Raw genomic sequence first — 26,519 nt, 5'->3', positions numbered from 1 at the left:
GGAATGCCTCTCGAAGACCACCGAAGTCAATCAAGGGCACGCGGCGCGCTACCTCACCCCTGCTTCTTCGCGTCCTCTTTCCCGCGGCGCGGCGGAGCGGCCTTTTTCTTGGCGGCAGGCGGGCGACGCGCCTCCTTCGGCATCGAGGCAGGAGCGGCCGACAGCAGCGCCCCCATTGCGGCCCTGCGCACGGCGCTGGGCGCCTTCCGAAAGTGCTCAAACAGGTCTCGCTCCTCGGCGGTGAATTGGATCGGCTCAGCCCCCTCCTCGCTCCCAGTGAGGATGAAGAGGACGTTCAAGCCCACCGCCGCGATGGCGGCGAGGTAGTCGGCATCAGGCCGACGCGCATCTGTCTCGTAGTTGAACTGGCTCTTGCGGGTACTGCCACCGAGCTCGGCCAAGTCCGACTGGTTGTAGCCCAGCCGTTCGCGCTCGTCGCGCAACCTGGAACCGATTGAACTCATAAATATTCCTTGCAAATGGGTTCGTTCGTACCCACAATCCGACTCAGCGCAGCGACTTTCTGCTGCGACCTCAACAAGTTGAGTTGGAGCGTACCACCATGCACCCAGAGCAGATCAAGGCGGCCATCCGCATGGCAGGTACCACGCCCGCAGCTGTCGCGGACGAGTTGCTGGTCTCCAGATCCATGGTCTCCCACGTGATCAGCGGCGCCGCCAAATCGGCTCGCATCGCAGCGCGCATCGCCGAGATCACCGGCTTGACCATCTCCACACTCTGGCCTCCTAAGCCAGCCAAACCGACGCTTCGCCGGCCCAACGCGTCAAGCACAAGGCGAGCGTCATGAGCAAGCCCATCCTGCGTCGACGCTTCGGCACATCGGTGCATGGCTGGCGCGTCTCAAAGGCCACCAGACGGCCGAACTGCCGAATGCGGAAGGGGTTCGCTTGACGGGCCCTTGATGCGAGGGACGCCGACGACGGGCTGTTGATTCAGCGAGTTCGGCCAATCTCTCCCAGTTTCTTGAATTTTGTCGCAAAGGACAGCAGTGGCGCCAGCCATGGCTGGGGGAGAAGTGCACCCACGTCGGCCAGGCGCGGAAGGCATTACCTCTCTCCACCTTCGCGAATGCGTGGAAGCCGTCAGCGGAAATGGTTCCGTTGCCGGCCAGGTTCGTTCATGACTTTCGATTGGAAATCTATGGCTTCGATTCTTGGTTTTTCTTGGGGTAATCGGCGTGCTCACGTCGCTGTAGCTGCAGCGCTGCTGTGCTGCGCTGCCTGGTCGCTGCCGGCCGCAGCGCAGTTGGGTGCCGACGATGTGGCCGGGATTCGACTGGGCGCCTCGCCCGCCGAAATCGAGGCGGCGCTCAAGACCATCGACCCGCGCTTCAAGTTCTTGACGGTCTACTACGCTGACGAGAGCGGCAAGGCCAGTGCCTCGGTGGCGGCCATCAAGGCGGCCGTGCAGGCCGGGCCAGACCTGAAGGGGATCGACTGGAAGCGCAATGGCTTCGCCGTGTACTTCGGTCCGCAGGGCAAGGCCTACGCCATCTATCGGCAAGTCTTCAACGCGGGCGGCATTTCGATCCCGCAGACGCTGGCGGACCTGACGAAGAAATACGGCCCCAGCACGGGCTACTACCCCGAGATCTATGTGCGCAACACCGATGCCGCCGGCAAAGCCACAGTCAGCTGCAGCGGCTCGGGCTTCGGCTGGCAAGGAGGGCCTGGCGGCTTCGACGTGAAATGCGGCCAGGCGCTGAAAGTGCAGTTCGATCTCAAAGGCCCGGGGGTCGCGGCGAGCTTCCAAACGTGGATCTTCGATCACCGTCTTGCGCAAGAGGCGATCCAGGCTCAACAGGCAAAGCAGCAGGCCGCCGCACAGGAAACCACGCGCAGGCAGCAAGACGCGGTCCGCGGCAACCGCCCGGCAATCTGAGTGGGACGAACGCCATGAAAACCACGCACACGCTTTCGCCCCGCCTCGCAGTCACCGCCCTTGTTTTCTCGAGCGCGGCCTTGCTCGGAGGTTGCAGCGGCGAACCTTCTGCCGGTGATCTCGAGAAGGCCGTGGCTGCCAACGCATCCCAAGGCGCCGAACAGATGGAGCGGCTCTCGCGGGGATCGTCCAAAAGCTTCATGCCCCAGGTCCACAGCGTCAAGAAGTTGGGCTGCCGCCAGGACACGGGAGCGGCGTGGCTGTGCGACATCGAGCTCGACATGACGCCACCGCAGGGCGTGCGCGGGAAGGTCCCGACCGCCATGCGCTTCATCAAGGGATCCGAAGGCTGGACCGCCTCGCGCTGAACTTCCGACACCACTCGTTGCTCGTCGCGCTACGGCGCGACGCACACGTCATTCAACAAGGACATACAGACCATGAACGCAACGTTCTCCGGAGTAGTGCTCGCCCTGCTCACTTTCCTGGCCACGACGGCCACCACCGCGGCTCTTGCGCAGTCGACGCCCCTGACTTATGCCCAGGTGGTCACCGAGGCGCGGCGGATCGAAGGTCTCGAGGGCAGCGAGTACTTCATCTCGAAAGACCTACTGTTCAAGCATGTGCGTTTAGAGCTGAGCTCCTACGGCCCGGGCACCGACGCCATGTACGTCAGCAAGCGCGACGAGATCAGCTTCGTGTGCTCGCCTGTCCTTCCCAAATTCGTTGGCGGGTGGGTCGAGGCTCAAATTGACAAACATGCGCCGGGCGCGGAAGGTAGCCACTTCTTCACGCTGTCGGATTGCCAGCCTGTGGAGTAGCCGAGCCGAACGCACAGGCCGGAGATCGTTCCTGATCAATGGCGAACTTTCAGCCCTTCGCCGATCAGCCGCCAGCCCTCGGCCCAACGCACAAACTGCGCAGGCAACATCTGGGTGTTGCCCTCTGCATTCGCATCAAGGCTTGCCACCGCCGTGTTGATGAAGCTGGCGCGCAGCAGCGGCGGGATCTGGCTCTTGACGATGGGCCGTCCCACTGCCTTCAGGAACCTCACGGACTGGCACAGTTCCCAGATTTCGTGCTGCAGCAGTGCGGGAGCCACGCATTTCGTGCATTGCGTGACGCTTTCGTCCTCACCGATCAACCGCACCCGCGCCAACCTCCCGCAGTCCTTGCAGATAGTGCGTGCCGTTCCCCGTGCCTTGCGCCAGATACCGGAAAGGACATTGTCGGCATGGCAGCCATCCCCGGCCGAGAAGCACAACTCCGTGCTTGTGCTGCACACGCGCATCGTGGCGATGCAACGTCGCCGTTCAGGGCTCCCAGCCGCAACGGCAAGCATCTTGACGATCGATCGCGCAGCGACCTTGCGCCAGCCCGGCGAAACGCTGTCCAGGTGCATCACGATGAAGGTACCGGCAGGGTGGACAACATCCATCCAGGCGGGGTCGACGTTTCGGTCATCGGCGCCCTCCTCGTCCGCGAAACTTTCGGCGCTGCGATGTTCCGAATCGGGTTCAAAGAGCGATGCTGAAGCCTCGGTCCAACTTGTCGAAGCCCAGGGGTGAAGTGAAGCGTGCATGGAAATCCTCGAGGGTTAGAAAAAACCAGGGCCACGCCGGGGCGGTTCAGCTGGCGTGAAATCGGTGACGCGCAATGTCGGACGTCGATCGATCGCAGCCAGGCCGAGGGCGTTCTGCAGCACACGTGTCAGCTCCCTGGGCGTGTTGCTCGCCAGCAGGTCGGCGACGTCGTCGGGCAGCTCGGCCACGAAATGTCGACCCCAGGCTTGCTCTCGGACCATGCTGGCGTAGACCTTGCGCGCGATCGCGCGCCCCTCGTTGAAGGTAGGCGCTGCGATGCTGAAGATCTGGCATCGGCTGGCGATCGCCGCAGGCAGCCGCCGCACGTCGTTCGTGGTGCAGATCCAGCGCACGTAGCTCAAGTTCAGCGGCAACTTGATGCCGTCGTCGATGAAGCGCTTCGCGGTCGACGGCTCCAGCAGCGAATACAAAGGGCCGATCGGATCATGGTTTCGGTCGCTGGGGACCTTGTCGATTTCGTCGAGGAGCACGAGCGGATCCACCGCACGGCCGAGGGCCACGGTCCGGACTAGGAGTCCAGGTCCGCCGCTCTGGAACTTGGGGTCCATTCCACCGAGATCGAAGGGACCAGTGGCATGCCCCAGCTGAAGCGTGAGCAACGGCACGTCGAGGGCGTGCGCCAATGCCGTGGCAAAAGCAGTCTTACCTACCCCAGGGGGCCCATCAAGGATCAGCGGCGGCAACAACAGAGGGCTGCATGGCTCCAACAACGCCAATGCAGTGCGCGCCACGATGAACATGACCACCTCCCGGAAATTTGGGAACCCGTCAGCCAAGTGCGCCAACGCTTCGAGGAGAGGTGGCTGCGAAAGGGCCCGCTCCACGGGTACCTCTTGCAGGTCTGAAAGGAACGACTCTACCGCTGGGTTGTCGCTTCCCTTGCCTCTTGCCTGCGCAAGCGCGCGCTCAAGCTCTCGGCCATCGCAAATGCGCATGCTGAAATGGTCGGCCCATGGCAGGTCGAGTTGCGCACGACGCGGCTGCATCACAGCGGAGGGTGAGGTATTCGCCACACGCTCATGCTCCTTTGAAGCCTCGCACGCCAGTGCCAGCACGCACGCCGCGAGATCTCGCTGGTCCGGGCTCGCCCGGCCAAGTTTGCGTCCCGCACTCACAGGACCACCGCCGCGGGTCCACGCGGCTTGAGCGCGCGCAGCTTCAGGTAGTAGCCTTCCCGGAGTTCGATCTCTGCATCAGAGTGACGACGTCGACCTTGACGAGCAAAGCTGGCGCGATTCGCGAACTCGATGCCCACCGCGGCTTCCAGGCGCTTGCGAACCAGGTATGGGTGAAGTGCTTCCAGCAGTTCTCTGGCTCGCGTGCAACGGTACGTGAGTCCGAAGACGGTGCTTCGCACCGCGCCTGTGCCGCCGAACACATAGATGCTGCTTTTTATTCCGAGTACGTTCTGGAAATGCTCCAGCGTGCCCAAGCAGTTCTGGGTAATCGTTACCTCCAGGGAGTAAACGGGGTTGGCATTCCCACCTGGATCACGCTTGGCGATCCGAATGCAACCCTCGCCATCGACAAAGCCCCCCGCCCACGCAAAACTGAGATCTGCCTGCCTTTGGCTGGAAAAAATGATTGCATTCATCAAACACTCCTTTATGCGCTTTTGCGCGACATATGGAGATTACAGGCGACAAAAGACGATGTAAAGCGTTTTCTCGACCAATGTCGCTCAAACTCTACAATGGTGGCCCGAACCAGCCTTGCCATAGTGGAGTGTCGTGATCAGATTTCGCCTAAAAGAGCGCATCGCAGACCTGTCTTTCAGGACTGGGCGACGCGTTACGCTTGATGAAGTGGCGGCCGGCACGGGCATTCATCGAGCCACGTTGTCGAAGCTGGGAAGCAAACATGGATACAACTCCAGCACAGACGTGCTGGATAAACTCTGCGAGTTCTTCGGTTGCAGGCTTGAGGAAATTGCGGAGCACGTGCCTGAAAGCCCGTCTGCATTGCCCGAGTGATCGTCCACAAAGGTGGAGCGTTCGCTACAACCTTTGGCAAAATTGATTGCGATCGTGTCCGCTCAGTGTCCAGCATCAATAAAGCTTTCAGAACTCCTTCTACCCAACGAACGCGTCCGAAACATTAGGCGGCTTGTTCGCCCCTGCGACCTGTCCAGCTCCTCCCGATACAGCGCCCGTCCGATACCTCCCAGAACTGCTAGGTCGTGCTTGGTGAGCCGATGAGCAGCCGCCCCCATCCAGGCGGTCCAGTCGGAGATGGAGATGGCCTTGTCCGGACTCCGTCAGCTCCAGCAAGAGCGCGCGCCAATTAATTCATCACCACATCCAGTGAGGCCTTAAGGCGGTGAGAACGCCGAGCCACGCTCTAGCGGCGGCCAAAACTACCAAGTCTCGGTCGAACGACCCCGCCACTGCGCTGAACCGTGCGTAGAACCCGAAGCATGCTGCGGAAAAAGCAGCGCCCAAAGCTGCCCACATCAGGGGTACCCAATCCATCGTCGACCGGCTACCAGAACCGCCACCACGGCTTCTGAGCGACCTTTGTAGCCTCCAAAGGCGCATGGCTGGACGGGGTCGGACCGATTCGTGACTTCAGGATGGGTTCAAGTCTCTCCGCCTCTCGCAAGGCTTCTCGATCGCCGTTGGCCGCGCGGATCCGCAGAACGAACGCCGCAGAGGCCAGTTCTTCATCGTTAAGGGCTTCCATGTAGGCATTTTGTTTTCAGTCAAAAGGAAAGCGCTGTAGGCCACGGTCACATGACAGGCCCCTGCCCGAACCGACACGACCGAGCCGAACGCGTCGCCACCGCGGATCGAACACCACCTCGCTGACCTGGAAGCGCTCGCCCCTGAGCGCAAACTCCTGCACGCCCCCGCGCGGGCTTTTTGTGCTTGCGCCAAACTTGGCAGCCCCGGTTCAGTCGCCCGCTTTGTGGGAGCTTTTCCATGCCTGCGAATGACTCAGCTGCAGGATGCACACGCCTGCGGAGAGCAGCCCCTCGTAGTTCGATTGGTCCAACGTGAGCCTCATTCGATCCAGGTATGAGGAAAGGAACTCCAGGGCGCCGTCAGGGGGCAGCACGGCCTCATTGGAGGCCAGGTCCTTCATCACGCTCAGCAGTTGAAACTGGTTCATTTCGATGACTGTCCTCTGGTCCGAGCCGGGAGGCAATACCGATGTCACCCCTGGGGATCGGACTTCACATCGCCGGCTTTCACCGGTGCCTGGCTCATCTGCCAGACGGCCGCGCCCACGCTCAGCAGCGCAACTCGGTCCGCCTCGTAGGTGTCGCTGTACATGTCGAGGTGGTCGATGACCGCAGCCAAGGCCACTACAGCCTCATCCAGCGGCATGGCGCCGCCAGCCTCAGCCCATTCGGCGATCCGAGGAATCGTTTGTGTCTGCTTCATGGCTGGAAGCGTAGCCATTCGCACGTGCTGGAGGAAGCAGAACCGGGTTAGCAGAGCACCACAGTAGGGAGATAGGCTTTTTATCCATTGACACCTAGACTATCTCTTGAGACTTCAGGAGCTCAGGCATGCTCTCCATCGGGCAAAAGGAATCGATCCTTCGCAGAGAAGGTACTGTCGTTCCACAGTTCCCGATACGGCCGATCGCGAATCGACCCAGCAAGCTTGGCGATGCTGGTGGCCGCGGACACGAGGTCGATGCCGCATACGAGCAGGCCGTTCGGGAATGGCGGGCAAATGTCGAAGCGCTCTACGCCTCCTGGCTGGCCTCGCAGTGATAGCCCGCCACATGACTCGAGAAGCGCGGAAGGGGCAACCGAGTTCTGCCGTCTTTCCCTTACAGGGTCGAATGGGCTGCGACCGCACATTCGTGCATGCAGCATCACTTACATGCCATTGCGCTCATCCAAGCGTTGTCCGCTGCTGAGGGCTTGCGGCAGCCGTCTGCTGCGGACTGGTTAGAGGAGCAAGATAGCAAAGGCCGCGTGCTGACTCGTCCCGCCCGTGAAGGCACGATGCGCCTCCCAGTGCTGCTCAAACGTTTCCCCATGGCAGGATTTTGATCCCGCGGCCGCCGCCCGTTGGCTGCCACCCACGAAAGGAGAATTCGAATGAAGGTTCCAATCGAAGGTCTCAACTCGGCATCGCACGTTGGCACATTGCTTCCGATGCGTATGCTGCTCAGCTCACGGCGCTGGAGCGTGGAACGCCCGGGGCACTTGTCAAACTAATCCTGCTGCAAAAACTGCTCGACGAGTGCCGGAGAACTGTCGATGCGCTGACGGTTGTGTAGGTATGTGTGCAGCTGCCGAGCGAACAAGGCCGAACGGTGCATGCTGGCAACGGCTTCTGCCAGATGCATAGCGGAGTGGGCTTAGCGCGCAGCGATGCGCCGGAGGGCGCTCAGAATCTCTTTCAGAGACTCTGGGGTCATCGATTCGGCTGTCTCGAGTAGCTCCCCCGGTTGACGTTGCGATGCAGGCGTAAGAACCAGCCGCAGATCTTGCGCAGCGAGAGAGTATTGGGCACGAAGAATTGCAGCCATTGACCGCAGCATCATGTTCGATTCCCACACATCCGCGTTGCGATTCTCTGCAGCCAATGCTCTGATGACGGCGTCGATTGCATCAAGCACAGCCTTCTTCTTGCCCGCCACATCAAGGGCTTCAAGTGTGGCTTCATCCGGGATCGCGGCAAGCAGATCATTGACGTTCATGGGCGGCTCGGAAACCTGGCGGTGAATGCCGAGTGTATGCCTCAGTCAACTATATTTTCGTTGCGACCATGACAGCGTCGCGGCCCATCGCAGGCTTAGGCTGCCGCCATGAGCCTCATCAGTTCGCGTAGAAGGCGCGAAACTCGTCCCCGGTATACCTCTACAGGTCGCCTGGAGCCGGGTCGGGGCCCTGTTCCTGGGCACATACAGCCTCGCTGCAGATTGCCAATGAGCATGGAACCGGGTGATTCGACGCGCGGAGATTCCTCCTATCGCTCAGGTAGGCCAAGGTAGGCGCGGACGTCCCTTGCCATAACGCCGGCAGATGCCACCGCCGCGCGCAGTTTTTGCTCCGTTACTCCAAGTGCCTTGGTCCAGTAGCGCAGTTCGTGCTCTTCGTTGACGTTGATACGCGCAGCGTCAGCCGGGCCTCGCAAGCTCTTGTCGTCTGCCATGGTGTTCTCCAGTGAAAAAACCGCAGGATGCAACGACCAAGGCCCACTGAGTGCCAGTGAAACGGCGAACGCGCCGTCAGAGGAGTTCCGGCGCCGGGGGCTGCGTTGGCTCAACCGCTGCGGCATCGAACACGTCGACCTGCACTAAACGCATCAGCGCCTTCACCTGTTGGACAGTCCCTTCCAACCACTGATCGAAGTCGGCCGCCTCAAGTGGGATCACGCTGCGCTTGTCCTGCTTGTCGAGCGGCAGCGGCACTTTGGTGACAGGGTCGACCACTGGCCGGTGCATGCGGCTCATCAACGGGTGGGCATTGGCATTGAGCGTGAGCATCGTGTAGCTCTCATGCAGTTCGCCCGTTTCGGGATCGGGCCAGAGATTCCACAAGCCCGCCAAGCCCCACGGCGCGCCGTCAGCGCGACGGAAGCGCCACCACACGTTCTTCCCCGTCTCCCAATTCGGCTCATCAAAGGTAGCCGCGGGGATGATGCAGCGCTGGCCCAGGGCCCATGGGCCCTTGTAGCTGTCTTTCCAGTGGACCTCCTCCCCGCGCGCATTCTCCGTGTTCAAGAGCTTGCCGTCCTTTTTACGCGGTGTCGAAGTTTCCGAGCGCTCAGGGATCAGGCCCCACCGCCCGACGACCAGCTCGCGCTCGTATCCGGTGGCGTCCCGTCGGCGGCGGATGAAAGGGCCCGGCGCCCGTGGAAACATCTCACGCGGCCACAGGTCCGGCTGATACCCCCGAGGCAGGCCCCAGAAGCGTTCGATCTCAGCGACCTCAGGAGGGATGTAGCGCGTGCACATGGCCGGACTCTACCGGCTTCAGCCACTCGGTGGCAGCCTCGGTGGGGAGCATCGTGCGCAGGCGCCGGTCGTGCGAAATCTCGGTAGCCACAGCCTCCAGCTCGAGCGGGTCAACGGTGTGCCAATGGCGGTGCAGTCGGTGAGCGCAGGCGGCGATCCATTCAGTTTCGGGTATCTGGTCCATTGCGCCAGTCTACCGAAACACTGTATATTCATCCAGTGCTTTTTGATGTCCAGCTTCTTCGCAAACAAGGCCTCCGGCTGCCTCGCAGCCAGTGGGACCTGCCCCTGCGCGGCACCTTTCGGATCACCGAGATGGACCGCGACAACAACAACTTCAAGCGGAACCTCGTGAAGATCGACCTCTGGGCTGCTTACGGCGAAACGCGCATGCGCGGCCTGGCGACGCTGGCAGATCCAGTTCTGCTGCCCTACGAGGGCGAGGGTCTGCTGATCGCAGGCACTGAGCTTCAGTGCACGGACGGCGGGCGAAAAGTCTGGGAGCACCGCCAAGTGTGGCTGTGCCAGCCCGCGGCGGGCACCGAGGCCGAATGGACACGAGCCCTGTACCAACGCACCCATCCAGAAACATGACCGAACCACGCCACCCCACCCTACTGCGCACGCCCTCGTGGATTCCGGGCCTCGACAGCGAGATCCCCCTGGTGCTGCCAGCCGAGGAATACGAGATCGTCAGGAAGGGTGATCGCGTGCAGGTCGTCGAGCGCACCACTGGGAAGGTGGTCTATGACGGCATCGGGCCGGTTGACGTGTCGACGTCGCCGGCGCCATTCTGATTTTTTGAAGGAGCCCCATCATGGCCTACACCGCCAAGCTGAGAGAGTTTCCAGGCCTTCCGGCCGATCTGATCGCTGCCGCCGAGAAGCGGTTTCGCGCGACGCTGGAAAAGGAACTGCGCGACAGCCTCGAGCAGGTGCTCAAGGCCTACAGCACGGCGGCCGAGTCTGGCGCCAATGAGCTGTCGGCCGAAGAGCATGCCCTGGCCAGCACCTGGCCCAAGGCCTACGAGAAGGCGAAGATGGCTGGCTTCCGTGACCTGGGCGGCTCGGATGAGGCCTACTTCGAAGTGCGGCTGGGATGAGGTGGCACCATGTTCATCGCCTACCTCGAAACCGCCGCCGGCCAGCTAACGATCGGCTTGGTCGACATCTCGAAGGAAGAGCTGGAAGGTCCGCTGCAACCGCTTGATGCACTCGTCAACGCGCTGGCCATCGTCCGCGGCCCTCTCCTGCTCACCAGCACGCACACGATGCTGGGTGAGGCACCACTGGGCACGCCGGCGAACCTGACATTCAAGTACCTCGGCACCCGCTCAGTCGAATTCCCGAGCGACACCACCTTCTACGAGTCCGCGAATGCGTACCTGGCACGCGGGATCTACGAGTGCCCCGACACCTTCACCCCCGCCGATGACGGGAAATTCAGGGCCCAGTGCGAGTATTTCCAGCTGATCGGCGAAGAGCAACCGGATGTCGTGGCGCCCACTTTGCATTGAGCAAAGCGCCATCCGAGTTGGGGGATTTGTAGCTGTGTGCAGTGCGCGCGCTACGATGTTCAGATGCCACAGAACAACCCTCGCCTCACGTCCGAACAGAAGAGCGCCGCCCTTGCTTGGTGTGCTGCTTGCGAGAAGCTTGACCACTTTCTTAGGTCAACTCCGGGCTATCCCTACCTGAGTCCAGAAGAAGTGACACAGATGATGGACACGACTGAAATCGCTTTGTTTGAACTGCGACGCACGTTCGAAGAGCGAGGCAATCAGGACGAACTGAACACGCAGGCCCGATTTTCAGATTGAGCAACATCTACGACGCGATCACCAAGGCCCTGTCTGCGCACTGGAAAGAGCACGACAACAAGCACCCCCAGAAGCTCGTCGTGTCGACCGCACAGCACGGCGATCTGATGCGCCGGCGCAGGATGACCAAAACCGAGAAGGAGGCCGCCCAGGTCGACGCTGCGGTTCACGGGGGGTGGCGATCGAGATCGACGATGCAGCGCCCGGCGCGCTGATCTCTGTCGACGGCACGCCGGCGGGGATCGACGCGTAGTGCTGCGCTCCCCCTCAGCTCGACGGGGCGTTCCCGGGCGACCGCTACGTTAAGAGGAAGGAAGCGAACTCCGCGACCTCGTTGGCGCAGACGAGGCCTACCTGGAGATGCGGCTCGCATGATGCGACAGCGCTGTTCGCTTGAGACGTCGAAGCGTGTCACGCGTGATCAGGTATGCCTCGATCTGTTTATCACTCATCACAGCCTGGCGTGAGGCGCTTGTTGACCTACTGGACTTCACGCTGGGAAGTTTTGAAACATCGAATCCAAATCGCGAAGACATGACAGCCACCTTTCTCTACGGATCGCGAATGAGCTACAGCGCCGAAGGTTGGCGCAGTGCTTAACCAGTGAGTCAAACTCATCGTCATTACGTGCAGACAGGCAGCGGCGAGCGATTCCGACGAAGCACGAAATAGGCAAATGCCCACACGGCTGCGGAACGGCCACCGCTGCGCGCCGCCTAGTTGACTTTTACCTCGATGCGGCGAGGCTGCGCGTGCTGGGCTTTTGGGATGCGCAGGCGCAGCACACCCTGCGCAAATTCGGCGGATACCTGCTCGGTGTCCAGTTCCTTGCTGAGGGTGAACAGCCGGCGGAAGCGCGCGAGCCCGACCTCGGTGTGGCTGGACTGCAAGCCTTCCGGCACAGGCAGTGCCGATTCGGCTTCGATGGTGAGGGTGTCGGCTTCGACGTTGAGCGTGAGTTTGTCGCGCGCCACGCCTGGCAGGTCGGCGTACAGCGTGATGCCGCCATCGTCCTCGACCACGTCGACGGGCGGTGTGAGTGTGGATTCGCTGTAGCGCATGCTCCGCGCGGACGGTGACTGGGTCGTCGCAAGCGCGTCGGCGTTCTTGGCCGTGGCGGTCGGGAAGGTCGTCATGATGGGCTCCTTTCTTTTCGGGTTCGACGAGTAAAAAGACATGGGGCGTTCAGTGGATCGCGATGCGCCGCGGCTGGGAAGCGGCACGGCGCTGGATGCTGATCTGCAGCACCCCGTCGCGGTATCGCGCCTCGACCGCATCCGGGTCGGCATCCTCGGGCAGTGTCAGCACGCGGCGGAAACTGCCTTCGAAGCGCTCGTTGATGTGCACCGTCGACCGGCCGCCACTGTCGCCCTCTGGCAGCGGGCTCTTGCGTTCGCCGGCCAGCGTCAGCAGGCCGCGATCGAGTTGGACCTCGATCTTGTCGGGATCGATGCCAGGCGCGAACGCGTAGATCTCGATGGCGGTGGGCGTTGTCCCCACGTTGAGGGCCGGGAAGCCATTGCGGCCGAAGCCACGGATGGTGGGCGACAGATCGAAGGTCTGTTGCATCTCCCGCTGAATGCGGTCCAGTTCGGCGAACACGTCGCGCGGAAAAAGCGATCGGTACATGGCGATTTCCTCCATTCGATGGGTTGAACAGAAGGAAGGGCCGGAGGCGTCTCCAGCGCTTCCGGACGACTATCTAAGGGAGACGCTCGAGAGTTCAAGTCCCCGCAGTGCGTGTGTTGTTTGAGCCTTAGCGCACAACGCAGCGATGCGCTCGCAGCATTGCGGTTCCTACCCTGTTCGAACGTCAAGGTACCAGATCCTGCGCGATGCCAACGACCCGAGACCAGCCGCTTGCAGCACTGCGTCTGCCCCTACGATGCGGCGATCTTTGCCGATACCTGCGTCGAGGGGACCGACTTGAAATCTCGCTCGGGAGGGGCTATCTTTGCTGCCGTCGAAGACTGGTCAATCAACAAGGAGGTAGTGAAATGACCATGAACTTGCTGAGGCAAATCGCGGGATCCCGACTGCCCGTATCGTTCCACCGTCGCGAGGAAATTGACAGTGTCAGGGTGCTTCGAGCCGCCGGTCTTGTGATTGCCCTCGTTCCCGCTCCCTCTGACCCTCTCGCCCTCTCGGGATCCCGCCCTGCTGCCCAGGTACTGGCGATCACTCAGAAGGGGCGCGACGAGCTCTCGAAGTTTGGATACCCGAATCTGCATCCGTCGCGCTGGCGACTCCGCATGCCGAAGATCAAGGCGGCGCCTTCCGGATGGCGACTTCGTCCGTCCTCAGCGCCTGCAAGAGCAGCAGCAGCAGAGAACGCGTCAAGGGGCCACTCGGCAGACGATTGACGCCGTTCGCGCTCGAGGACCGCAGGCCTGAGCAGACGCACGGGGTCTTGAAGGTGCAGACCTCCCGCCGCGGTTCGGTGGCCGGACGCCGATTCCCGTTGCCGCCTGAACGGCTTGCGGGCCCGTGATCGACGAGCGCGGTGAGCGCGCTGTGCCCTTCGAGCGCGCAGGCTCTGTTCGGCTGGCTGGTTCGCAGCAGCGGCAGCAGGATGGGCTACCGCTAACGCTGGTGGAAGAGCGCGGGATCGATCCGCCGGCTTTCGCGCAGCATCGTTTCGATCGCTGCCGCAGGCAATGCCGCGCTAAACCAGTAGCCCTGCATCTGATCGCACTGGTTGGCCGCCAGTAGGGCCGCCTGGCCTTCACTTTCGACACCTTCGGCGAGCACCTTCATCTTCAACTGGTGCACCATCGTGATGATGGCGCGGGTGATTGATACATCCTCCGCCGGCGCGGTGACGTCGGGCACCAGCGAACGGTCGATCTTGACGACGTCCACCGGCAGCCGGCGCAGGTAGCTCAGGCTCGAGTAGCCCGTGCCGAAGTCGTCGAGCGAGACTTCGACGCCCAGCGCGCGCAGCGCTTGCAGGTGCTGCACCGCTTGGTCGAAGTTGCCGATCATCTTGCTCTCGGTAACCTCGACGCCGAACAGCCGCGGGTCAAGGCCCGCTGAGACGAGCAGGCCTTCGATGCGCTGTGCCAGGTCCGGCTGCAACAACTGACGCGCCGAGAGGTTCACTGCCATGCGCACCGGTGGCACCCCGGCTCCTTGCCAAGCGGCGGCCTGCTCGATGGCGCGGTGCAGCACCCAATCGCCGATGGCGACGATCAAGCCGGTCTCTTCAGCGATGGGGATGAATCGGTCCGGCGCGATGCGGCCCATCGTCGGGTGCTCCCAGCGCAGCAATGCCTCGACCCCAACGATACGGCCATGCGCAAGATCAACTTGCGGCTGGTAGTGCAAATAGAGCTGCTCGTCGCGCAACGCTTTGCGCAGCGCTGTCTCCAATGCCAGCCGTTCGGGGTCGTCGTCGTGTGGCGCACCGGCGTAGACACTGGCTTGGTTGCGGCCCAGGAGCTTGGCCTGGTGCAGCGCGGCGTTGGCACGGCGCAGCAGAATGTCCGTTTGGTCGCCGTCGGCGGGCGCCGTGGCGATGCCGATGCTGCAGGTGACAAAGACCTCGTGCCCCTCGATCCACATCGGTCGGGCGATACCGTCGAGCAGCGCTTGCGCCGTGTGCACCGCCGATACCGGCGGCGTCGGCATCGCGATCACGAACTCGTCCTCGCTGCGGCGCCCTACCAGATCGATACTGCGCACGGTGGCGACGATCCGCTGAGCCACTTCCCGCAGCACCCCGTCGCCGATGTGTGGGCCGAGGCCGTCGTTGATACGCTTGAAACGATCGAGTACCAGGACCAGCACCACAGTCTGCGTGCTGCTCTGCAAGGTCGCGCTCAAGCGCTCCAGGAGCAACTGGCGGTTCGGCAGCCCGGTCAGTTCGTCGAACTGCAGCAATTGCTGGATGCGGCGCTCGGCGGCGCGGCGTTCGCGCAGGTCGGTGATGCAGACATGGGCGAAGGACACCTCGTCGCTGGTCACCAGGCTCACGGAGACGCTCACCGGAATCTCGTGACCCTCCAGGTGGCGGACGTTGGTCTCGAAACGCAGCGAACCTCGGTCGCACAATTCGCGCCAGTGCCGCGGCCACTGCGCCGCATCAACCTGCGTGTCGATGTCGGGAACACGCAATCGCAGCAATTGCTTGCGGTCCAAGCCCAGCAGGCGGCAGGCCGCCGCATTGGCATCGCGATAGGCACCGTCGGGCCCGACCTGCAACAGCGCGTCGTGGGCTTGTTCGACGGCGCGTCGCGTCAGCTGCAGCTGGTGCTGCGCCTGCTCGCGTTCGCTCACGTCACGCGCAGACGGGATCAACCAGGCCACCCTACCGTCCAGATCGTAGAGCGGCAGCAGCGAGAAATCCATCGACAAAGTTGCGCCGCTGCTCGTGGCCACTCGCACGTCGAAGCGCGAGACCTCGCCGCGCAATGCCCCTGCCAGCGCCTGCTGGAGCCCCCGCCGCGAGGTCTCGCAGGCTTGCCACCAGGGGGTGGTGTCGAAACGTTGGCCAAGCACCTCTTCCGGCGCGCTGCCGATAGCTTGCAATGCCGCTTGGTTGGCATAGCGCAGCACGCCGTCGGTGTCGAGCAGCCCCGCAAAGATGGACGGGCCAAGCCGGTCCAGCACCTCGTGCAGGGTCGTCTGAGGGCCCGTTGGCGCAGGGCCGCCTGTCACTAGCGTGAGCCCGGCATCGCGGTGCGAGGCACCTTCAAGGGCTTGTTCTTCAAGCATTTCGACAGTTTGCCCTGCAGCCCGCGCCGGCGACATGCGCAGTTGCGGCCTGAAAGACCGGATCAGTTCGATAGTGGCGAAGCGGCGGCGTCGACCGGTGCGTCGTCGACACTAGCCTTTCGGGACCGCCTCCCCCGGCCCGAGGCCGCCAATCACCAGCGGTTGTAGCACGGGAGCGCGGATCTCTGTCGACGGCACGCCGGGGCAGATCAACGCGTTGCGTTGCACTCATTCTCAGTGCCGGGGCCGGCTGGCTTTCCGGCCCTACCGAGGGCCCGCCCCGGCCTGTTCATCGCCCGGCCCGCTCAGCGCCCACACCGCCGAGCCTACGCCTATCAGCTCTACGACATCAGCCTCATAGGTGTCGCTGTTCATGTCGAGATGGTCGATCACTGCGGCAAGACTAACCATTGCCTCATCGGCAGAAGGACCGCCGCCCGCCTGCGCCAACTCAACCATCCTTCGAATGATCATCGCTTGGTTCATCGGCGACACTGTGCGCGCACGCAAGAGCATCCGCAAGAGGTCTACCGATGCCGCTCCACGACCGAAACGACAGGGACTGATGGAGGGTGGCTCGCACCCGCCCCGCAGATCACCTGGTCTACAGGAAGTCCCTGCTCGAAACCTTCAGGCCTTCCAGTAGGTCAGTGTGATCTCGCAGCTTCAGCGCGACCAATGAGTGCACGCCCTTCTCCGACTGCCAGGTGCCTTGAACGGTGAGCAGCTTCGAACCATGGAGCGCGGCCCGTTGCTCCACGGCCACACTGGGCCACGTGGTCGAGTTCCGCAGCTTGCCTACCTGGGATTATGGGTAATGCCCCAAAAGAACCTAAAACTGTCGCTCGCCCAACGCGTCGCCGCCCTCGGATGGGTAGCGGCGTGCGAAAAGCTAAACCATTTCCTCCGTGCGACGCCGGGATACCCTGACTTGAGCCCACAAGAAGTGACCCTCATGCTCGACCAGACAGAGAGCGCGCTGCTTGATCTACGGGACGCGCTCGAGGACCGCACGCAATCGACGAGCTCAACGTAAAGAGCCCACGCACAGCGCCATGGACACAGCAGTTGGGTAATGCTCAATCTCGGCGTTCGTTGCCGCTTGAGTCCGGCAAGCGAATGCGCGAACCTGGCGTCGTGGCGACTCCGAAAACGACCTCGCACTGCTCCAAGAGCATGGCGTGGCGGCGCTCAGTTTGCGTACCGGTACAGTCGCGCGGCAACACGACCTCCAGCCCGCGCATAAGTGCGTCGGTGGCCGTACTCAATACGCACTGATCACTGGCTACGCCGGTCACCAAAAGGCGCCGAACGCCCAGGACCGCTAAAAGCTGCTCGAGCGGCGTGGCGACAAACGAAGACTGCTGAGGTTTGAGAACGAAGTAGTCGTCATGGTCAGGCATCAGTTCCGACGTGATCGCCGCGCCTGCACCGCCGCAGGCCACGGAAAGCTCAATCAATGCACCAAAGTCGGAACGCCAGCGGCCTCGGTTGTCGTTCGCATAGATCACCGGAACTCCTGCACGGCGGCAGCGGCGCTTCAATGCCGAGATGCGCTTTGACAATGCGGTAGCGACAGGCAGCAGTTTGTCGGCATCGGGAAAGTCCCAGCAACTGATCATGTCGACTATGAGCAACCCTGTGGCACCATTCGCAGCCTCGGTGGCTAAACCACGCCCGTCCTGCTTGCCGCTGCTTGCTTTCGGAGGTGTGCGGCGCTTTTTGACAGCCATGGCTCAAGGCCCCAAAGAAGACGGGAGCAACGCAAATAAACTCGCCTGCGCTTCCCCGATAAAGCGGCTTGCGAAAAATGGATATTCCATCACGCAAATAGCCCGGGGCAACCGTGGTCCTGCATCGTCAGGTTGCTCCATGCGCAGCCCAGCGGAGGACTCAGTCCTCAGACGGTTCGCGGTTGGGTACGGGGGTCAGATCTTCGTTCAGCCCCAGCGGCGCGGAGTCGTCCTGCTTGGTGGCATGGGCATCTTTTTTCCGGTCCTGCATCCTCTCTTGCGGTGCAGGGCCGGCGATGTCCTCGCCGGACTTGTTCTTGTGTCCGGTGAAGCTCTCGCCGCCGCCGATGTTGTCCGCGCCGCCGTCCGTGGTCGGCCGCGTGCCATCTCCGGTGCTCAGGGGCCTGCTGTTCATGATCGTCTCCTTGGTGGTGAAGGCTGCGGACTCACAGCGGAAAGGCCGAACCGGCCACCGGCGCGGGGGTGCGCGGCCCCGAAGGCGTCAGCACGACCTTGCGGCAATCTTCCTCGGCCTTCTCAAAGATGTCGTAGCCGCGCGCCGCATCTTCCAGCGCCATGTGGTGCGTGATGATCACCTCAGGCTTAAGGTCTCCCGCCTGGATGTGCTCCAGCAACTTGGGCATGTGCTGTTGAGCATGCGTCTGGCCCATCTTGAAGGTCAGGCCCTTCTCGAAAGCATCACCGAACAGGAAGCCGTGGATGAAGCCCGCATACACGCCGGGCACACTCACCACGCCACCGCGCCGCGTGGCGGCAATGGCCTGTCGCAGCGCCTTTCCGCTGGAGCCTTCGAGCTTCAAGTCGGTCAAGACCGTCTCCAGCGTGCTGCCCTTGGCCTCGAAGCCGACCGCGTCGATGGCGGCATCGACGCCCCGGAAATCAGTGCGCTCGATGATGGCGGCAGCCGGGTCGTCGATGTCCTTGAAGTTTATCGGCTCGACGCCGTACGTGGCCCGTGCGAACTCGAGACGGTAGGCATGTTCGTCGACCATGAAGATCCGCTCGGCACCCAGCAGCCGTGCAGAGGCGGCTGCCATCAGGCCCACCGGGCCGGCACCGAAGATGGCCACGGTGGACCCCGGCCCCACCTCGCCATTCAGGGCGGCCTGGTAGCCCGTGGGGAGGATGTCCGACAGAAAGAGCACCTGCTCATCCGCCAGCCCGGGGGGAATCACCAGCGGGCCCACGTTCGCCTTGGGCACGCGCACGAACTCCGCCTGGCCGCCGGGGTAGCCGCCGTAGAGGTGCGAATAGCCAAAGAGACCTGCACCGGAGCGCACGTTCTTCTTGTTAAGGATGGCGCCGCGCCCCGGGTTGGTCGTCTCGCAGGCAGCGAACAGGGTCCTGTTGCAGAAGAAGCACTGACCGCAGGCGATGGTGAAGGGGACGACCACGCGGTCGCCTTTCTTCAGGCGGGTCACGCCCTTCCCAGTTTCCTCCACGATGCCCATGAACTCGTGGCCCAGGATGTCGCCGGACTCCATGTCCGGAATCTTGCCGCGGAAGATGTGCAGGTCGGAGCCGCAGATGGCTGTGGCGGTCACTCGGAGCAGCACATCGTCTTCCTGTTCCAGCACCGGATCGGGCACCGTTTCGACGCTGACATTCCGGGAGGACCGGTAGGTAAGGGCTTTCATGGTGCAACGTTCCTTTGACGGTTGTTGGGATGGGATGCGGAAACTGCGCGCAGGGCGATGAGCGATGCAGATGCGAAAACTAGGCCGCGCGATGCACCCGCGTTGTAGGAACGCAGGCCCTCGCTATGCGCGCCCGGGCCGTCGGCCTACTTTCACCCGAGGCGTTGACGGATGAGTGCTTCGACGGCCTGCGAGAGAGTGAACACCGATTCCAGAGACCCAAGATCGACAACCGGAGCAACTCATGGCAGATGCCTTCGATTCCGCAGCACAGCGCACGCCTCCCGGAGCGGAACCTGCACGGAAGCGTTGGTACACGAAGCTCGGCCCGGGCCTGATCACGGGCGCCGCCGACGATGACCCGAGCGGCATTGCCACCTATTCGCAGGCGGGTGCGCAATTCGGCTACAGCGTGGGCTGGACACTGCTGTTGACCTATCCACTGATGGTCGGCATCCAGCTCGCCAGCGCGCGCATCGGCCGGGTGAGCGGACGGGGCCTCACCGAAGCGTTTGCGCGGCTGTGGCCGACGCCAGTCGTGTGGTTGATGCTCACCTCGCTTGTGATTGCAAATGTCATCAATCTGGGAGCTGATCTGAACGCGATGGGCGACGTGGCGGCGCTGGTGATCGGCGGCCCGAAAGTCGCCTATGCAGTCTTCTTCGGGCTGCTCTCGCTCGGGCTCCAGATCTGGTTGCCCTATGACCGCTACGTGCGGGTGCTCAAGTGGCTCACCCTGTCTCTCCTGGCCTATGTTGCCGTCGCGTTCGCCGCACATGTCGACTGGCTCGAGGCCCTCAAAGGCGCGCTGTGGCCGCGATTCCAGTGGAACAAGGAATTCGTGACAACTGTGGTTGCCATCCTGGGCACCACGATCAGCCCTTACCTGTTCTTCTGGCAGGCCTCCCAGGAAGTCGAAGAGATCAAGCGCGTCCCTGACGACCATCCGCTCAAGCGGGCGCCGCATCAGGCCCCTGATCACTTGGACCGCCTGAAGATGGACACGTGGATCGGGATGGGCTTCTCCAATGCCGTGGCGTTTTTCATGATCCTGGCCACGGCAGCGACGCTGCATGCCGCGGGGCAGACGCAGATCGAAACGACGTCGCAAGCAGCTCAGGCGCTGAAACCGATCGCGGGCGATGCCGCATTCGTGCTATTCGGCCTGGGCATCGTGGGCACCGGGCTGCTTGCCCTGCCGGTCCTGGCCGGCTCGGCCGCCTATGCACTGGCCAGCATGCTCGGCGTGCGCAAGGGGCTGGACCGCCCCGCTGCCGGCGCACCGGCGTTCTACGGAATCCTCGCCGCGGCCATGCTGCTGGGGCTGACGATCGGGGCTTCGGGCATCAATCCGATGAAGGCGCTTGTGTACGCCGCCGTGATCAATGCTGTCAGCTCAGTGCCGATCATGGCAGGCGTCATGCTCGCGGGATCGAACTCGAAAGTCATGGGGGAATTTGTCCTTCCCCTCAAGTGGAAGATCGTCGGATGGGCAGCTACTGCCGTGATGGGCGCAGCCACGCTCGCGATGATCGGCACGCATTGGATGTGAGACGTCTCACGTATCCACGGGGGAAAAGCGGCGCCCGCCTACATGCGGTTTCTCGCAAGAAGCGATCTTCTGTCGCATGGCTTGGACTGCCGAAGATACTGCGGCAATGTTCATTCCCCGCTCGACAACAAGGAGCTTCAGATGACATCCCGCGAGACGAGCCCAGGTTCATTTGCCATCGTCACTGGCGCTTCTTCGGGCATCGGCCTCGAACTGGCGCGATGCTGCGCCGCGTCAGGCTTTGATCTTCTTATTGCGGCAGACGAGCCGCAGATCGAAGCGGCCGCCGAAGATCTCCGGCGCACGGGTGTTCAGGTCACCGCGCTCGAGGTCGATCTGTCAACCATGGAAGGGGTTGATCGCCTGTATGCCGCCGCAAGGGGACGACCGGTCGACGCGCTGCTGGCGAATGCAGGGCGCGGCCTGGGCCACGCTTTTCTCGACGAAGACTTCCTGCAGGCCAAGCGTGTGCTCGACACCAATGTGACGGGAACCCTTTATCTGCTGCACAAGGTTGCGGGTGAGATGCGAGCCCGCAACCGGGGGCGCATCCTCATCACCGGTTCGATTGCGGGGTTCATGCCGGGCTCGTTCCAGGCGGTCTACAACGGCACGAAAGCGTTCATCGATTCCTTCTCTTTCGCGCTGCGCAACGAACTGAAAGAATCCGCGGTCACGATAACCTGCCTCATGCCAGGCCCCACCGATACCGAGTTCTTTGAGCGTGCAGACATGCTCGACACCAAGGTGGGGCAAGGCAAGAAGGCGGACCCGGCCAAGGTCGCCAAGGTCGGGTTCGACGCCATGCTCGACGGTAATGGCGACGTGGTCGCGGGCTGGAAAAACAAAGTGCAGGCCGCCTTGGCCAACATCACGCCTTCCGCCGTCTTGGCAGAGCAGCATCGAAAGATGGCTGAGCCGGGCTCGGCAAATTCGTAGGGGGGGCTTGGGGTCGCTACCGCTCTTGGCTCGCTTCGTCGAGAGCGAGGCTCTCCCAGTTTCCTACGAAGTCCGGTCAAACTTATCAAACGTGGTGTCAGCCGCCCATGGCGTCGATTCTCAGGACATCAACCAAGGAGTGCGAGGGCGGGGAAACCTAGGCGCCCGCAGGAAAGCGAGTGGAGCCCCGATCCAAGGAGAAGAACATGACAAAGCACACTGGGAATGACAGGGACGCGAAGCGCGTCGGCGTTTGGCTCAGCCTCGTTATAGGGCTTCTGCTCGTGGGTGTGGTGATCTTCAATGTTTTGTGGGCCCAGAAGCCGGCTGCCAACACCCGGGATCAGCCAGCCGCCACCCCGTCTGCTCCGGCTGCGGAGAAACCGCCCAGCTCCCAATGAAAGGCAACGAACGGTGCGCGTCAAGGAATCATCGTGCTGGTGTGAGTCCGCGCTCTGGAGCTTGTTCGGCGATGGCTCTGTCACGGAATCGGCCCCCTCGCATCCCGTAACCCAACGCGCTTCGCTTCTGATAGGGATCAAGATTTTGATTCCGCCGTCTGACGAACTCGCCTTGGAATTTCAGCTCAGTCGCCGGGCGGGCCGGCGCTTTTCTGTGAAGATGCCTTGCGACGCTTCGCATCGCTGCCGCCATAGGAAAAGACGCTCAGGTGCCCGTCGCCCTCCATGCGCGCCACCCGCACTTGCCGGATGTCTTCCACACCCTGCTCCCTTAGCTGCGCCTCGAGTTCGTCACGGGTGATCATTTCGCGCTTCATTGCGCGCCGCATGAGCTTGCCATGCTTAATGAGCACTTCAGGCGGTGGCTCGAGAAAGCGCGCCATGGCGGGCGATCGGTAGCTCAGCCAATCGAGCGCGAAGTTCCAGGCGACCAGCGTGGACACCAGCACCAACCCATCGCTCACGGTTCGGTACTCACCCTGCATCGCATTGCTCGAGGCGTCGGCCACGAGCACAACGAACAGCAGGTCGGCCACACCCATCGAGCCGATGTCACGGCGCAGCACGAAGCGGAACACCAGCAGCAGAAACCAGTACAACGCCGTGCCCCGCAGCATCATCTGCCACACCGGAATTTCAAAGGAGAAGAGTTCGTCCACAGTGGCCCTTGCCTTTCGGAAGCGCCATAGCTTGCAACGGGAGAGCCGCAGCGTCGCGTCGGAGGCACGCTCGCCGTTCCGCCGGAAAACGTCCGCTACGACGAAACGAGAGACCCGGATCCAGCCTGACGGCGTGCTCACCCCGCTTAAGCGCCAAACCCTCCCCGCGTCGAGTACGTCCACCACTGAGGGCCGCGGAAGAATGGATGGCCGTGCGTTGCCGCATTGCTCACTGTCGAGTCGGCTCTCCTGGGATGTCCGCCTACGAAGCGGACCCGCGCGAGTTCTTAGGATGGATTCATGACTACCTTATGGCCTCGTTCCCTCTGGCTTCTCCGGCATGGTCAAAGCGCCGGCAACGTTGCGCGTGATGCCGCCGAGTCGGGTGGCTTGGCGGTGATCGATTTGTCTTGGCGAGACATCGACGTGCCGCTTTCGGATCTGGGCGCGGCCCAATCTACCGCCGTCGGAGACTGGTTCGCGCAGCTTCCCGAGGCCGAACGACCTGAGGTCGTCCTCTGTTCGCCCTATCTGCGCGCCAAGGAGACGGCACGGCTGATCGTCGAAGGCGGGCGCTTCAACCTGCCAGACACGAAGTTGCGTCTTGACGAGCGCCTGCGCGAGAAGGAGTTCGGCATTCTTGACCGACTGACTAAGGTTGGGATCCAGCAGAAGCACCCCGAACTCAACGAGCAGCGAGCGCACGTCGGCAAGTTCTATTTCCGCCCGCCCGGCGGCGAAAGCTGGTGCGACGTGATTCTCCGGCTTCGCAGTCTGCTCGAGATGGTGACACGCGAGTACGCGGATCGGCGCGTGCTCGTTGTAGCCCACCAGGTGATCGTCAACTGCATGCGTTACCTGCTCGAGCAGATGGATGAACAGCAGATCCTCGAGATCGATCGCCAAGGAGACGTCCCGAACTGCGCGATAACGTCGTACCGTGCGCAGCGTCGCCATGAGGAAGACGATGCGCTGCAGCTGGATCTTGTGAACTTCGTCGCGCCTTTGCGTGAGGCCGCCACTCCGGTGACGACGGCTCCCGATTTACCAGTCGCCCCGAAGCCCTGACATGGCTGCCGCTGCTGCCAAGGCCCGCGCGCTGACCCCTGCAGTGCTCGCGCGCTGGCCCCTCCCGGACGCTGGCGAAACAGCCGACAAGGAATCGCGTGGCCATGTGCTGGTGGTGGCGGGAAGCCACGAGATGCCCGGTGCGGCCCTCCTGGCCGCCGTGGCGGCGCTGCGCAGCGGTGCAGGCAAGCTCACCATTGCCGCCCCTGGCCGTGTGGCCGAGGGGCTTGCCTTGGCAATCCCGGAGGCACGCGTGCTGGGGCTCGCCGAGTCGCGTGCCGGCGGTTTCCTTCAGGCCGGCTGCAAAGTGCTGCGACCGGTTGCACCGTCCATTGCTGCCCTTGTGCTCGGCCCGGGGATGCTGGACGAGAAGCGCAGCGCAGCTTTCGTTCGCGCCCTGCTGCCATGTTTTCGCGACAGCGTCACAGTGCTCGATGCGCTCGCCATGTCCGCAGTGCACCGCGGGCCTTTCGATCAGCCCGTGGTCATCACGCCCCACGCCGGAGAGATGGCTCACCTCAGCGGCCTGTCCAAGGAGATCATCAGCGCCGATCCCCTGCGCGTTGCACGGGAGGCGGCCGCCCGATGGAACGCCTGCGTCGTGCTCAAGGGGCCGACGACCTATCTGGCCTTGCCGGACGGCACGGCCTGGCGCTTCGACGGTGGAACCGCAGGCCTTGCCACCTCCGGTTCCGGCGACACGCTGGCCGGACTGATCGGAGGACTGGCGGCGCGCGGTGCCACACTGCTGCAGGCAGCCGCTTGGGGCGTGATGCTGCATGCGCGTGCGGGGCACGCGCTGCGCAAGCGTCAAGGCCCGCTCGGCTATCTCGCCCGGGAGCTTTCAGGCGAGGTGCCCGCCTTGATGGCTCAGTTGGCCCGGCGGCAACGATCTCCAGCTTGAGCGCGGATGAAGCAACCAACACTGGGTTGGCAACGAAATGACGGGTCGGCGTCGCGAGCTTTGTTTAGACTCGGCGCATGTACGCGCACATACAACTCGGCGTGCAGGATCTAGGCGCGATGACAGCGTTTTATGACGTGGTCTTGTCGAGTCTGGGGTGGGTTCGCGTCTCGTTCTCGACGCACCCCTCTCCTGCCGGGGTGATCTGGAGGGTGCCCGGCAGTCGATGGCCGCAATTCGTTCTCAACAAACCGGTCAACGGTCAGCCTGCAACTGCGGCAAATGGCTCACAGGTCAGCTTTTTTTGCATGTCGAGGGCAATGGTCGACAAGGCGTGGATCGCGGCTGTCTCAGCCGGAGCGACAGACGAAGGAACGCCGGGAATACGCTATGTGTACGCGCCGGATTTCTATGCGGCCTACTGCCGCGATCCCGAAGGTCACAAGCTCTGCTTCGTTCACACGGATGGTTGAACGCTCCAATTGTCAACGATGGGTCGACGCCGCGACACGTACGAGCGGTCAACAGCTCCAACTCCCGGGTGGTCAGCGATCGATCGCCGTCCACGCCTGGAAGACAACCGCACGAGAAACAGGAACCTCGGACGGGCGCTCCCAGATGCCGGTTCGGGCCGCTTGTTCGAAAACTCAAGGCCCTGCGGCACGCAGTGATCGCGTGCCTCCGACACGCTACCTCGGCGCGTTATGCATTGGCGGCTTCGAACTTGATGGCGGATCCCCAAAGCGCTCGGGCTGTAGATGAAACACGGTGAGCGCAACCACGATCGTCAGAGCAAGAACGACCAAAAAAATCAGCATCCACCGAAATGGCCGACCACCGACGCGACGATTCTTTTCTTGCGTCATACGTCGACGGTCACTTAGGCGCTTGGTTGCCCACCGGCTCGGGACTGGTACGCTGAATCACCGTGTCGGCAATGGCAGCTGTCGGATCGGAGCGCCAGAAGAATGCATTGATGACCACGGCCGCTACCACCAAAAAAATGATGACCGCGATGCCCCAGGCGAAGATTCGATTGTTGTCCTTCCGGTCCCCCACCTGCTGCCGTATGCCTTTACCCATCTTGATCCCCCTTCAGGTGGCGAGAGGTGCAATGAATACCTTTCTACTGGCCGGCGTCGTTCTGGCGGTGGTCGGGTGGGACCAATCGAACGTTCTCGGCAGCATCTCTTTCGGCCTTATGAAGCTTGATGTCCGAACCGTCCTCCGCCTTGCGCATGTCCTCCTTGAGGGCTTGCTCATCTTTTTCGGGGCGGACAGGCGAGTCGCCGGTTACAGCGGCAGGGTTATCGACTCTCTGCCCTTGATCGGTGGTTTTGCTCATGGTTTTTCCTGGCTGCGATAAGCACTTGTGAGACCAAGCTCGCAGGTCGTGTGTAGGAGAGCCTCTCGCCTTTGTGCACGCACGATGGCTTAGGCGCCAGGAGAGCACAGAATAGAAACATGGCTCAATCGATTCTCGCGAAGTGCCCATTCTGCGGAGCAGACGGAATGCCGCAGCTTATGGAAGACCCAGCACCGACGCCTCGATGGGCACACGCCTTTGTTCAATGTGTTCGAT

The 26,519-nt window shown here is 62.6% G+C and carries 37 protein-coding genes; 17 read left to right on the top strand and 20 right to left on the bottom strand.

What is annotated here, in order from left to right:
• Positions 1 to 53: 53 nt before the first annotated feature.
• Entirely contained in the window at positions 54 to 464 is a 411-nt protein-coding gene (locus K0H49_RS15385) for a helix-turn-helix domain-containing protein (protein WP_219214128.1), read from the bottom strand.
• A 98-nt stretch (positions 465 to 562) separates the two neighbouring features.
• Here K0H49_RS15385 and K0H49_RS15380 point away from each other — a divergent pair, with 98 nt between their 5' ends.
• The 4 genes from K0H49_RS15380 (at position 563) to K0H49_RS15365 (ending at position 2,723) form a co-directional block, all read left to right on the top strand.
• A complete protein-coding gene (locus K0H49_RS15380) occupies positions 563 to 808 on the top strand; it encodes a helix-turn-helix domain-containing protein (protein WP_219215453.1) in 246 nt (81 codons plus the stop codon).
• Between the two features lie 353 nt (positions 809 to 1,161).
• Complete coding sequence (locus K0H49_RS15375; protein WP_219214125.1) at positions 1,162 to 1,902, top strand: hypothetical protein; 741 nt, start codon at positions 1,162 to 1,164, stop codon at positions 1,900 to 1,902.
• Positions 1,903 to 1,916: 14 nt separating this feature from the next.
• The gene (locus K0H49_RS15370; protein ID WP_219214122.1) at positions 1,917 to 2,270 is read left to right on the top strand and encodes a hypothetical protein; all 354 of its coding nucleotides are present in this window, start codon (positions 1,917 to 1,919) and stop codon (positions 2,268 to 2,270) included.
• Between the two features lie 72 nt (positions 2,271 to 2,342).
• Positions 2,343 to 2,723 carry a hypothetical protein gene (locus K0H49_RS15365; RefSeq protein WP_219214119.1) on the top strand — a complete coding sequence of 127 codons (381 nt, stop codon included), beginning with the start codon at positions 2,343 to 2,345 and terminating at the stop codon, positions 2,721 to 2,723.
• Between the two features lie 35 nt (positions 2,724 to 2,758).
• Here the strand turns inward: K0H49_RS15365 and K0H49_RS15360 are convergent, their stop codons facing one another.
• From K0H49_RS15360 to K0H49_RS15350, 3 genes are all read right to left on the bottom strand, one after another.
• Complete coding sequence (locus K0H49_RS15360) at positions 2,759 to 3,484, bottom strand: hypothetical protein (protein ID WP_219214117.1); 726 nt, start codon at positions 3,482 to 3,484, stop codon at positions 2,759 to 2,761.
• A gap of 15 nt (positions 3,485 to 3,499) precedes the next feature.
• Positions 3,500 to 4,492, bottom strand: coding sequence for an AAA family ATPase (locus K0H49_RS15355; protein WP_219214115.1), 993 nt, complete (start codon positions 4,490 to 4,492; stop codon positions 3,500 to 3,502).
• A gap of 125 nt (positions 4,493 to 4,617) precedes the next feature.
• Entirely contained in the window at positions 4,618 to 5,100 is a 483-nt protein-coding gene (locus K0H49_RS15350; protein ID WP_219214113.1) for an LAGLIDADG family homing endonuclease, read from the bottom strand.
• 136 nt (positions 5,101 to 5,236) lie between these two features.
• Here K0H49_RS15350 and K0H49_RS30975 point away from each other — a divergent pair, with 136 nt between their 5' ends.
• Entirely contained in the window at positions 5,237 to 5,479 is a 243-nt protein-coding gene (locus K0H49_RS30975) for a helix-turn-helix domain-containing protein (protein ID WP_219214111.1), read from the top strand.
• A 919-nt stretch (positions 5,480 to 6,398) separates the two neighbouring features.
• On the opposite strand, the gene K0H49_RS15340 is transcribed toward K0H49_RS30975, so the two are convergent.
• A complete protein-coding gene (locus tag K0H49_RS15340) occupies positions 6,399 to 6,617 on the bottom strand; it encodes a hypothetical protein (protein ID WP_219214109.1) in 219 nt (72 codons plus the stop codon).
• A gap of 44 nt (positions 6,618 to 6,661) precedes the next feature.
• Positions 6,662 to 6,892 carry a hypothetical protein gene (locus K0H49_RS15335; protein ID WP_219214107.1) on the bottom strand — a complete coding sequence of 77 codons (231 nt, stop codon included), beginning with the start codon at positions 6,890 to 6,892 and terminating at the stop codon, positions 6,662 to 6,664.
• A 128-nt stretch (positions 6,893 to 7,020) separates the two neighbouring features.
• Here K0H49_RS15335 and K0H49_RS15330 point away from each other — a divergent pair, with 128 nt between their 5' ends.
• The gene (locus K0H49_RS15330) at positions 7,021 to 7,230 is read left to right on the top strand and encodes a hypothetical protein (RefSeq protein ID WP_219214104.1); all 210 of its coding nucleotides are present in this window, start codon (positions 7,021 to 7,023) and stop codon (positions 7,228 to 7,230) included.
• Between the two features lie 596 nt (positions 7,231 to 7,826).
• Here the strand turns inward: K0H49_RS15330 and K0H49_RS15325 are convergent.
• The 4 genes from K0H49_RS15325 to K0H49_RS15310 form a co-directional block, all read right to left on the bottom strand.
• On the bottom strand, positions 7,827 to 8,168 hold the full coding sequence (locus K0H49_RS15325; protein WP_219214101.1) for a hypothetical protein: 342 nt from the start codon (positions 8,166 to 8,168) through the stop codon (positions 7,827 to 7,829).
• Positions 8,169 to 8,437: 269 nt separating this feature from the next.
• A complete protein-coding gene (locus K0H49_RS15320) occupies positions 8,438 to 8,623 on the bottom strand; it encodes a DUF3606 domain-containing protein (protein WP_219214098.1) in 186 nt (61 codons plus the stop codon).
• Positions 8,624 to 8,699: 76 nt separating this feature from the next.
• The gene (locus K0H49_RS15315) at positions 8,700 to 9,428 is read right to left on the bottom strand and encodes an SOS response-associated peptidase (protein ID WP_219214095.1); all 729 of its coding nucleotides are present in this window, start codon (positions 9,426 to 9,428) and stop codon (positions 8,700 to 8,702) included.
• The gene (locus tag K0H49_RS15310; RefSeq protein WP_219214091.1) at positions 9,403 to 9,612 is read right to left on the bottom strand and encodes a hypothetical protein; all 210 of its coding nucleotides are present in this window, start codon (positions 9,610 to 9,612) and stop codon (positions 9,403 to 9,405) included. The genes K0H49_RS15315 and K0H49_RS15310 overlap by 26 nt, the downstream gene beginning before the upstream one ends.
• 35 nt (positions 9,613 to 9,647) lie before the next feature.
• Here K0H49_RS15310 and K0H49_RS15305 point away from each other — a divergent pair, with 35 nt between their 5' ends.
• The 6 genes from K0H49_RS15305 (at position 9,648) to K0H49_RS15280 (ending at position 11,462) form a co-directional block, all read left to right on the top strand.
• On the top strand, positions 9,648 to 10,022 hold the full coding sequence (locus K0H49_RS15305; protein WP_219214089.1) for a hypothetical protein: 375 nt from the start codon (positions 9,648 to 9,650) through the stop codon (positions 10,020 to 10,022).
• Positions 10,019 to 10,225 carry a hypothetical protein gene (locus K0H49_RS15300; protein WP_219214087.1) on the top strand — a complete coding sequence of 69 codons (207 nt, stop codon included), beginning with the start codon at positions 10,019 to 10,021 and terminating at the stop codon, positions 10,223 to 10,225. The genes K0H49_RS15305 and K0H49_RS15300 overlap by 4 nt, the downstream gene beginning before the upstream one ends.
• Positions 10,226 to 10,245: 20 nt before the next feature.
• Positions 10,246 to 10,530 (top strand): hypothetical protein, encoded by a 285-nt coding sequence (locus K0H49_RS15295; protein WP_219214084.1) that lies wholly within the window; start codon positions 10,246 to 10,248, stop codon positions 10,528 to 10,530.
• Between the two features lie 9 nt (positions 10,531 to 10,539).
• The gene (locus K0H49_RS15290; RefSeq protein ID WP_219214081.1) at positions 10,540 to 10,944 is read left to right on the top strand and encodes a hypothetical protein; all 405 of its coding nucleotides are present in this window, start codon (positions 10,540 to 10,542) and stop codon (positions 10,942 to 10,944) included.
• 63 nt (positions 10,945 to 11,007) lie between these two features.
• Positions 11,008 to 11,247, top strand: coding sequence for a hypothetical protein (locus tag K0H49_RS15285; protein ID WP_219214079.1), 240 nt, complete (start codon positions 11,008 to 11,010; stop codon positions 11,245 to 11,247).
• Positions 11,244 to 11,462, top strand: a complete 219-nt coding sequence (locus tag K0H49_RS15280) for a hypothetical protein (protein WP_219214076.1) — start codon at positions 11,244 to 11,246, stop codon at positions 11,460 to 11,462. The genes K0H49_RS15285 and K0H49_RS15280 overlap by 4 nt, the downstream gene beginning before the upstream one ends.
• A gap of 501 nt (positions 11,463 to 11,963) precedes the next feature.
• On the opposite strand, the gene K0H49_RS15275 is transcribed toward K0H49_RS15280, so the two are convergent.
• The 7 genes from K0H49_RS15275 to K0H49_RS15245 form a co-directional block, all read right to left on the bottom strand.
• Positions 11,964 to 12,308 carry an Hsp20/alpha crystallin family protein gene (locus tag K0H49_RS15275; RefSeq protein ID WP_257624946.1) on the bottom strand — a complete coding sequence of 115 codons (345 nt, stop codon included), beginning with the start codon at positions 12,306 to 12,308 and terminating at the stop codon, positions 11,964 to 11,966.
• 124 nt (positions 12,309 to 12,432) lie between these two features.
• The gene (locus K0H49_RS15270; protein WP_219215451.1) at positions 12,433 to 12,876 is read right to left on the bottom strand and encodes an Hsp20/alpha crystallin family protein; all 444 of its coding nucleotides are present in this window, start codon (positions 12,874 to 12,876) and stop codon (positions 12,433 to 12,435) included.
• 954 nt (positions 12,877 to 13,830) lie between these two features.
• Positions 13,831 to 15,963 (bottom strand): putative bifunctional diguanylate cyclase/phosphodiesterase, encoded by a 2,133-nt coding sequence (locus K0H49_RS15265; RefSeq protein ID WP_219214070.1) that lies wholly within the window; start codon positions 15,961 to 15,963, stop codon positions 13,831 to 13,833.
• Positions 15,964 to 16,227: 264 nt separating this feature from the next.
• Positions 16,228 to 16,449, bottom strand: coding sequence for a hypothetical protein (locus K0H49_RS15260; protein WP_219214067.1), 222 nt, complete (start codon positions 16,447 to 16,449; stop codon positions 16,228 to 16,230).
• A 593-nt stretch (positions 16,450 to 17,042) separates the two neighbouring features.
• A complete protein-coding gene (locus K0H49_RS15255; protein ID WP_219214064.1) occupies positions 17,043 to 17,696 on the bottom strand; it encodes a cysteine hydrolase family protein in 654 nt (217 codons plus the stop codon).
• Positions 17,697 to 17,856: 160 nt separating this feature from the next.
• A complete protein-coding gene (locus K0H49_RS15250; RefSeq protein WP_219214061.1) occupies positions 17,857 to 18,111 on the bottom strand; it encodes a hypothetical protein in 255 nt (84 codons plus the stop codon).
• 31 nt (positions 18,112 to 18,142) lie between these two features.
• Complete coding sequence (locus K0H49_RS15245; protein ID WP_219214058.1) at positions 18,143 to 19,354, bottom strand: zinc-dependent alcohol dehydrogenase; 1,212 nt, start codon at positions 19,352 to 19,354, stop codon at positions 18,143 to 18,145.
• A gap of 244 nt (positions 19,355 to 19,598) precedes the next feature.
• Between K0H49_RS15245 and K0H49_RS15240 the strand changes: the two genes are divergently transcribed.
• Together K0H49_RS15240 and K0H49_RS15235 are read left to right on the top strand one after the other, a co-directional pair.
• Entirely contained in the window at positions 19,599 to 20,906 is a 1,308-nt protein-coding gene (locus K0H49_RS15240) for an NRAMP family divalent metal transporter (protein WP_219214055.1), read from the top strand.
• Positions 20,907 to 21,047: 141 nt separating this feature from the next.
• Positions 21,048 to 21,845 carry an SDR family NAD(P)-dependent oxidoreductase gene (locus K0H49_RS15235; protein ID WP_219214053.1) on the top strand — a complete coding sequence of 266 codons (798 nt, stop codon included), beginning with the start codon at positions 21,048 to 21,050 and terminating at the stop codon, positions 21,843 to 21,845.
• Positions 21,846 to 22,431: 586 nt separating this feature from the next.
• Here K0H49_RS15235 and K0H49_RS15230 read toward each other — a convergent pair.
• The gene (locus K0H49_RS15230) at positions 22,432 to 22,965 is read right to left on the bottom strand and encodes a DUF421 domain-containing protein (RefSeq protein WP_374122364.1); all 534 of its coding nucleotides are present in this window, start codon (positions 22,963 to 22,965) and stop codon (positions 22,432 to 22,434) included.
• A gap of 300 nt (positions 22,966 to 23,265) precedes the next feature.
• On the opposite strand from K0H49_RS15230, the gene K0H49_RS15225 reads away from it, so the two are divergent.
• The 3 genes from K0H49_RS15225 (at position 23,266) to K0H49_RS15215 (ending at position 25,410) form a co-directional block, all read left to right on the top strand.
• On the top strand, positions 23,266 to 24,033 hold the full coding sequence (locus K0H49_RS15225; RefSeq protein ID WP_219214051.1) for a histidine phosphatase family protein: 768 nt from the start codon (positions 23,266 to 23,268) through the stop codon (positions 24,031 to 24,033).
• A 1-nt stretch (position 24,034) separates the two neighbouring features.
• Positions 24,035 to 24,937, top strand: a complete 903-nt coding sequence (locus K0H49_RS15220) for an NAD(P)H-hydrate dehydratase (protein ID WP_219214048.1) — start codon at positions 24,035 to 24,037, stop codon at positions 24,935 to 24,937.
• A gap of 77 nt (positions 24,938 to 25,014) precedes the next feature.
• Positions 25,015 to 25,410 carry a VOC family protein gene (locus tag K0H49_RS15215; protein WP_219214046.1) on the top strand — a complete coding sequence of 132 codons (396 nt, stop codon included), beginning with the start codon at positions 25,015 to 25,017 and terminating at the stop codon, positions 25,408 to 25,410.
• Positions 25,411 to 25,813: 403 nt separating this feature from the next.
• Here K0H49_RS15215 and K0H49_RS15210 read toward each other — a convergent pair whose 3' ends face one another.
• A complete protein-coding gene (locus K0H49_RS15210; RefSeq protein ID WP_219214044.1) occupies positions 25,814 to 26,020 on the bottom strand; it encodes a hypothetical protein in 207 nt (68 codons plus the stop codon).
• A gap of 43 nt (positions 26,021 to 26,063) precedes the next feature.
• Positions 26,064 to 26,282 (bottom strand): hypothetical protein, encoded by a 219-nt coding sequence (locus K0H49_RS15205; RefSeq protein ID WP_219214042.1) that lies wholly within the window; start codon positions 26,280 to 26,282, stop codon positions 26,064 to 26,066.
• Between the last annotated feature and the right edge of the window lie 237 nt (positions 26,283 to 26,519).

It is taken from the genome of Variovorax boronicumulans (assembly GCF_019352895.1).
Lineage (GTDB): Bacteria > Pseudomonadota > Gammaproteobacteria > Burkholderiales > Burkholderiaceae_C > Variovorax > Variovorax boronicumulans_A.
Note: the sequence above shows the minus strand (reverse complement) of the source record. Positions and strands in the feature narration are given on the sequence as shown.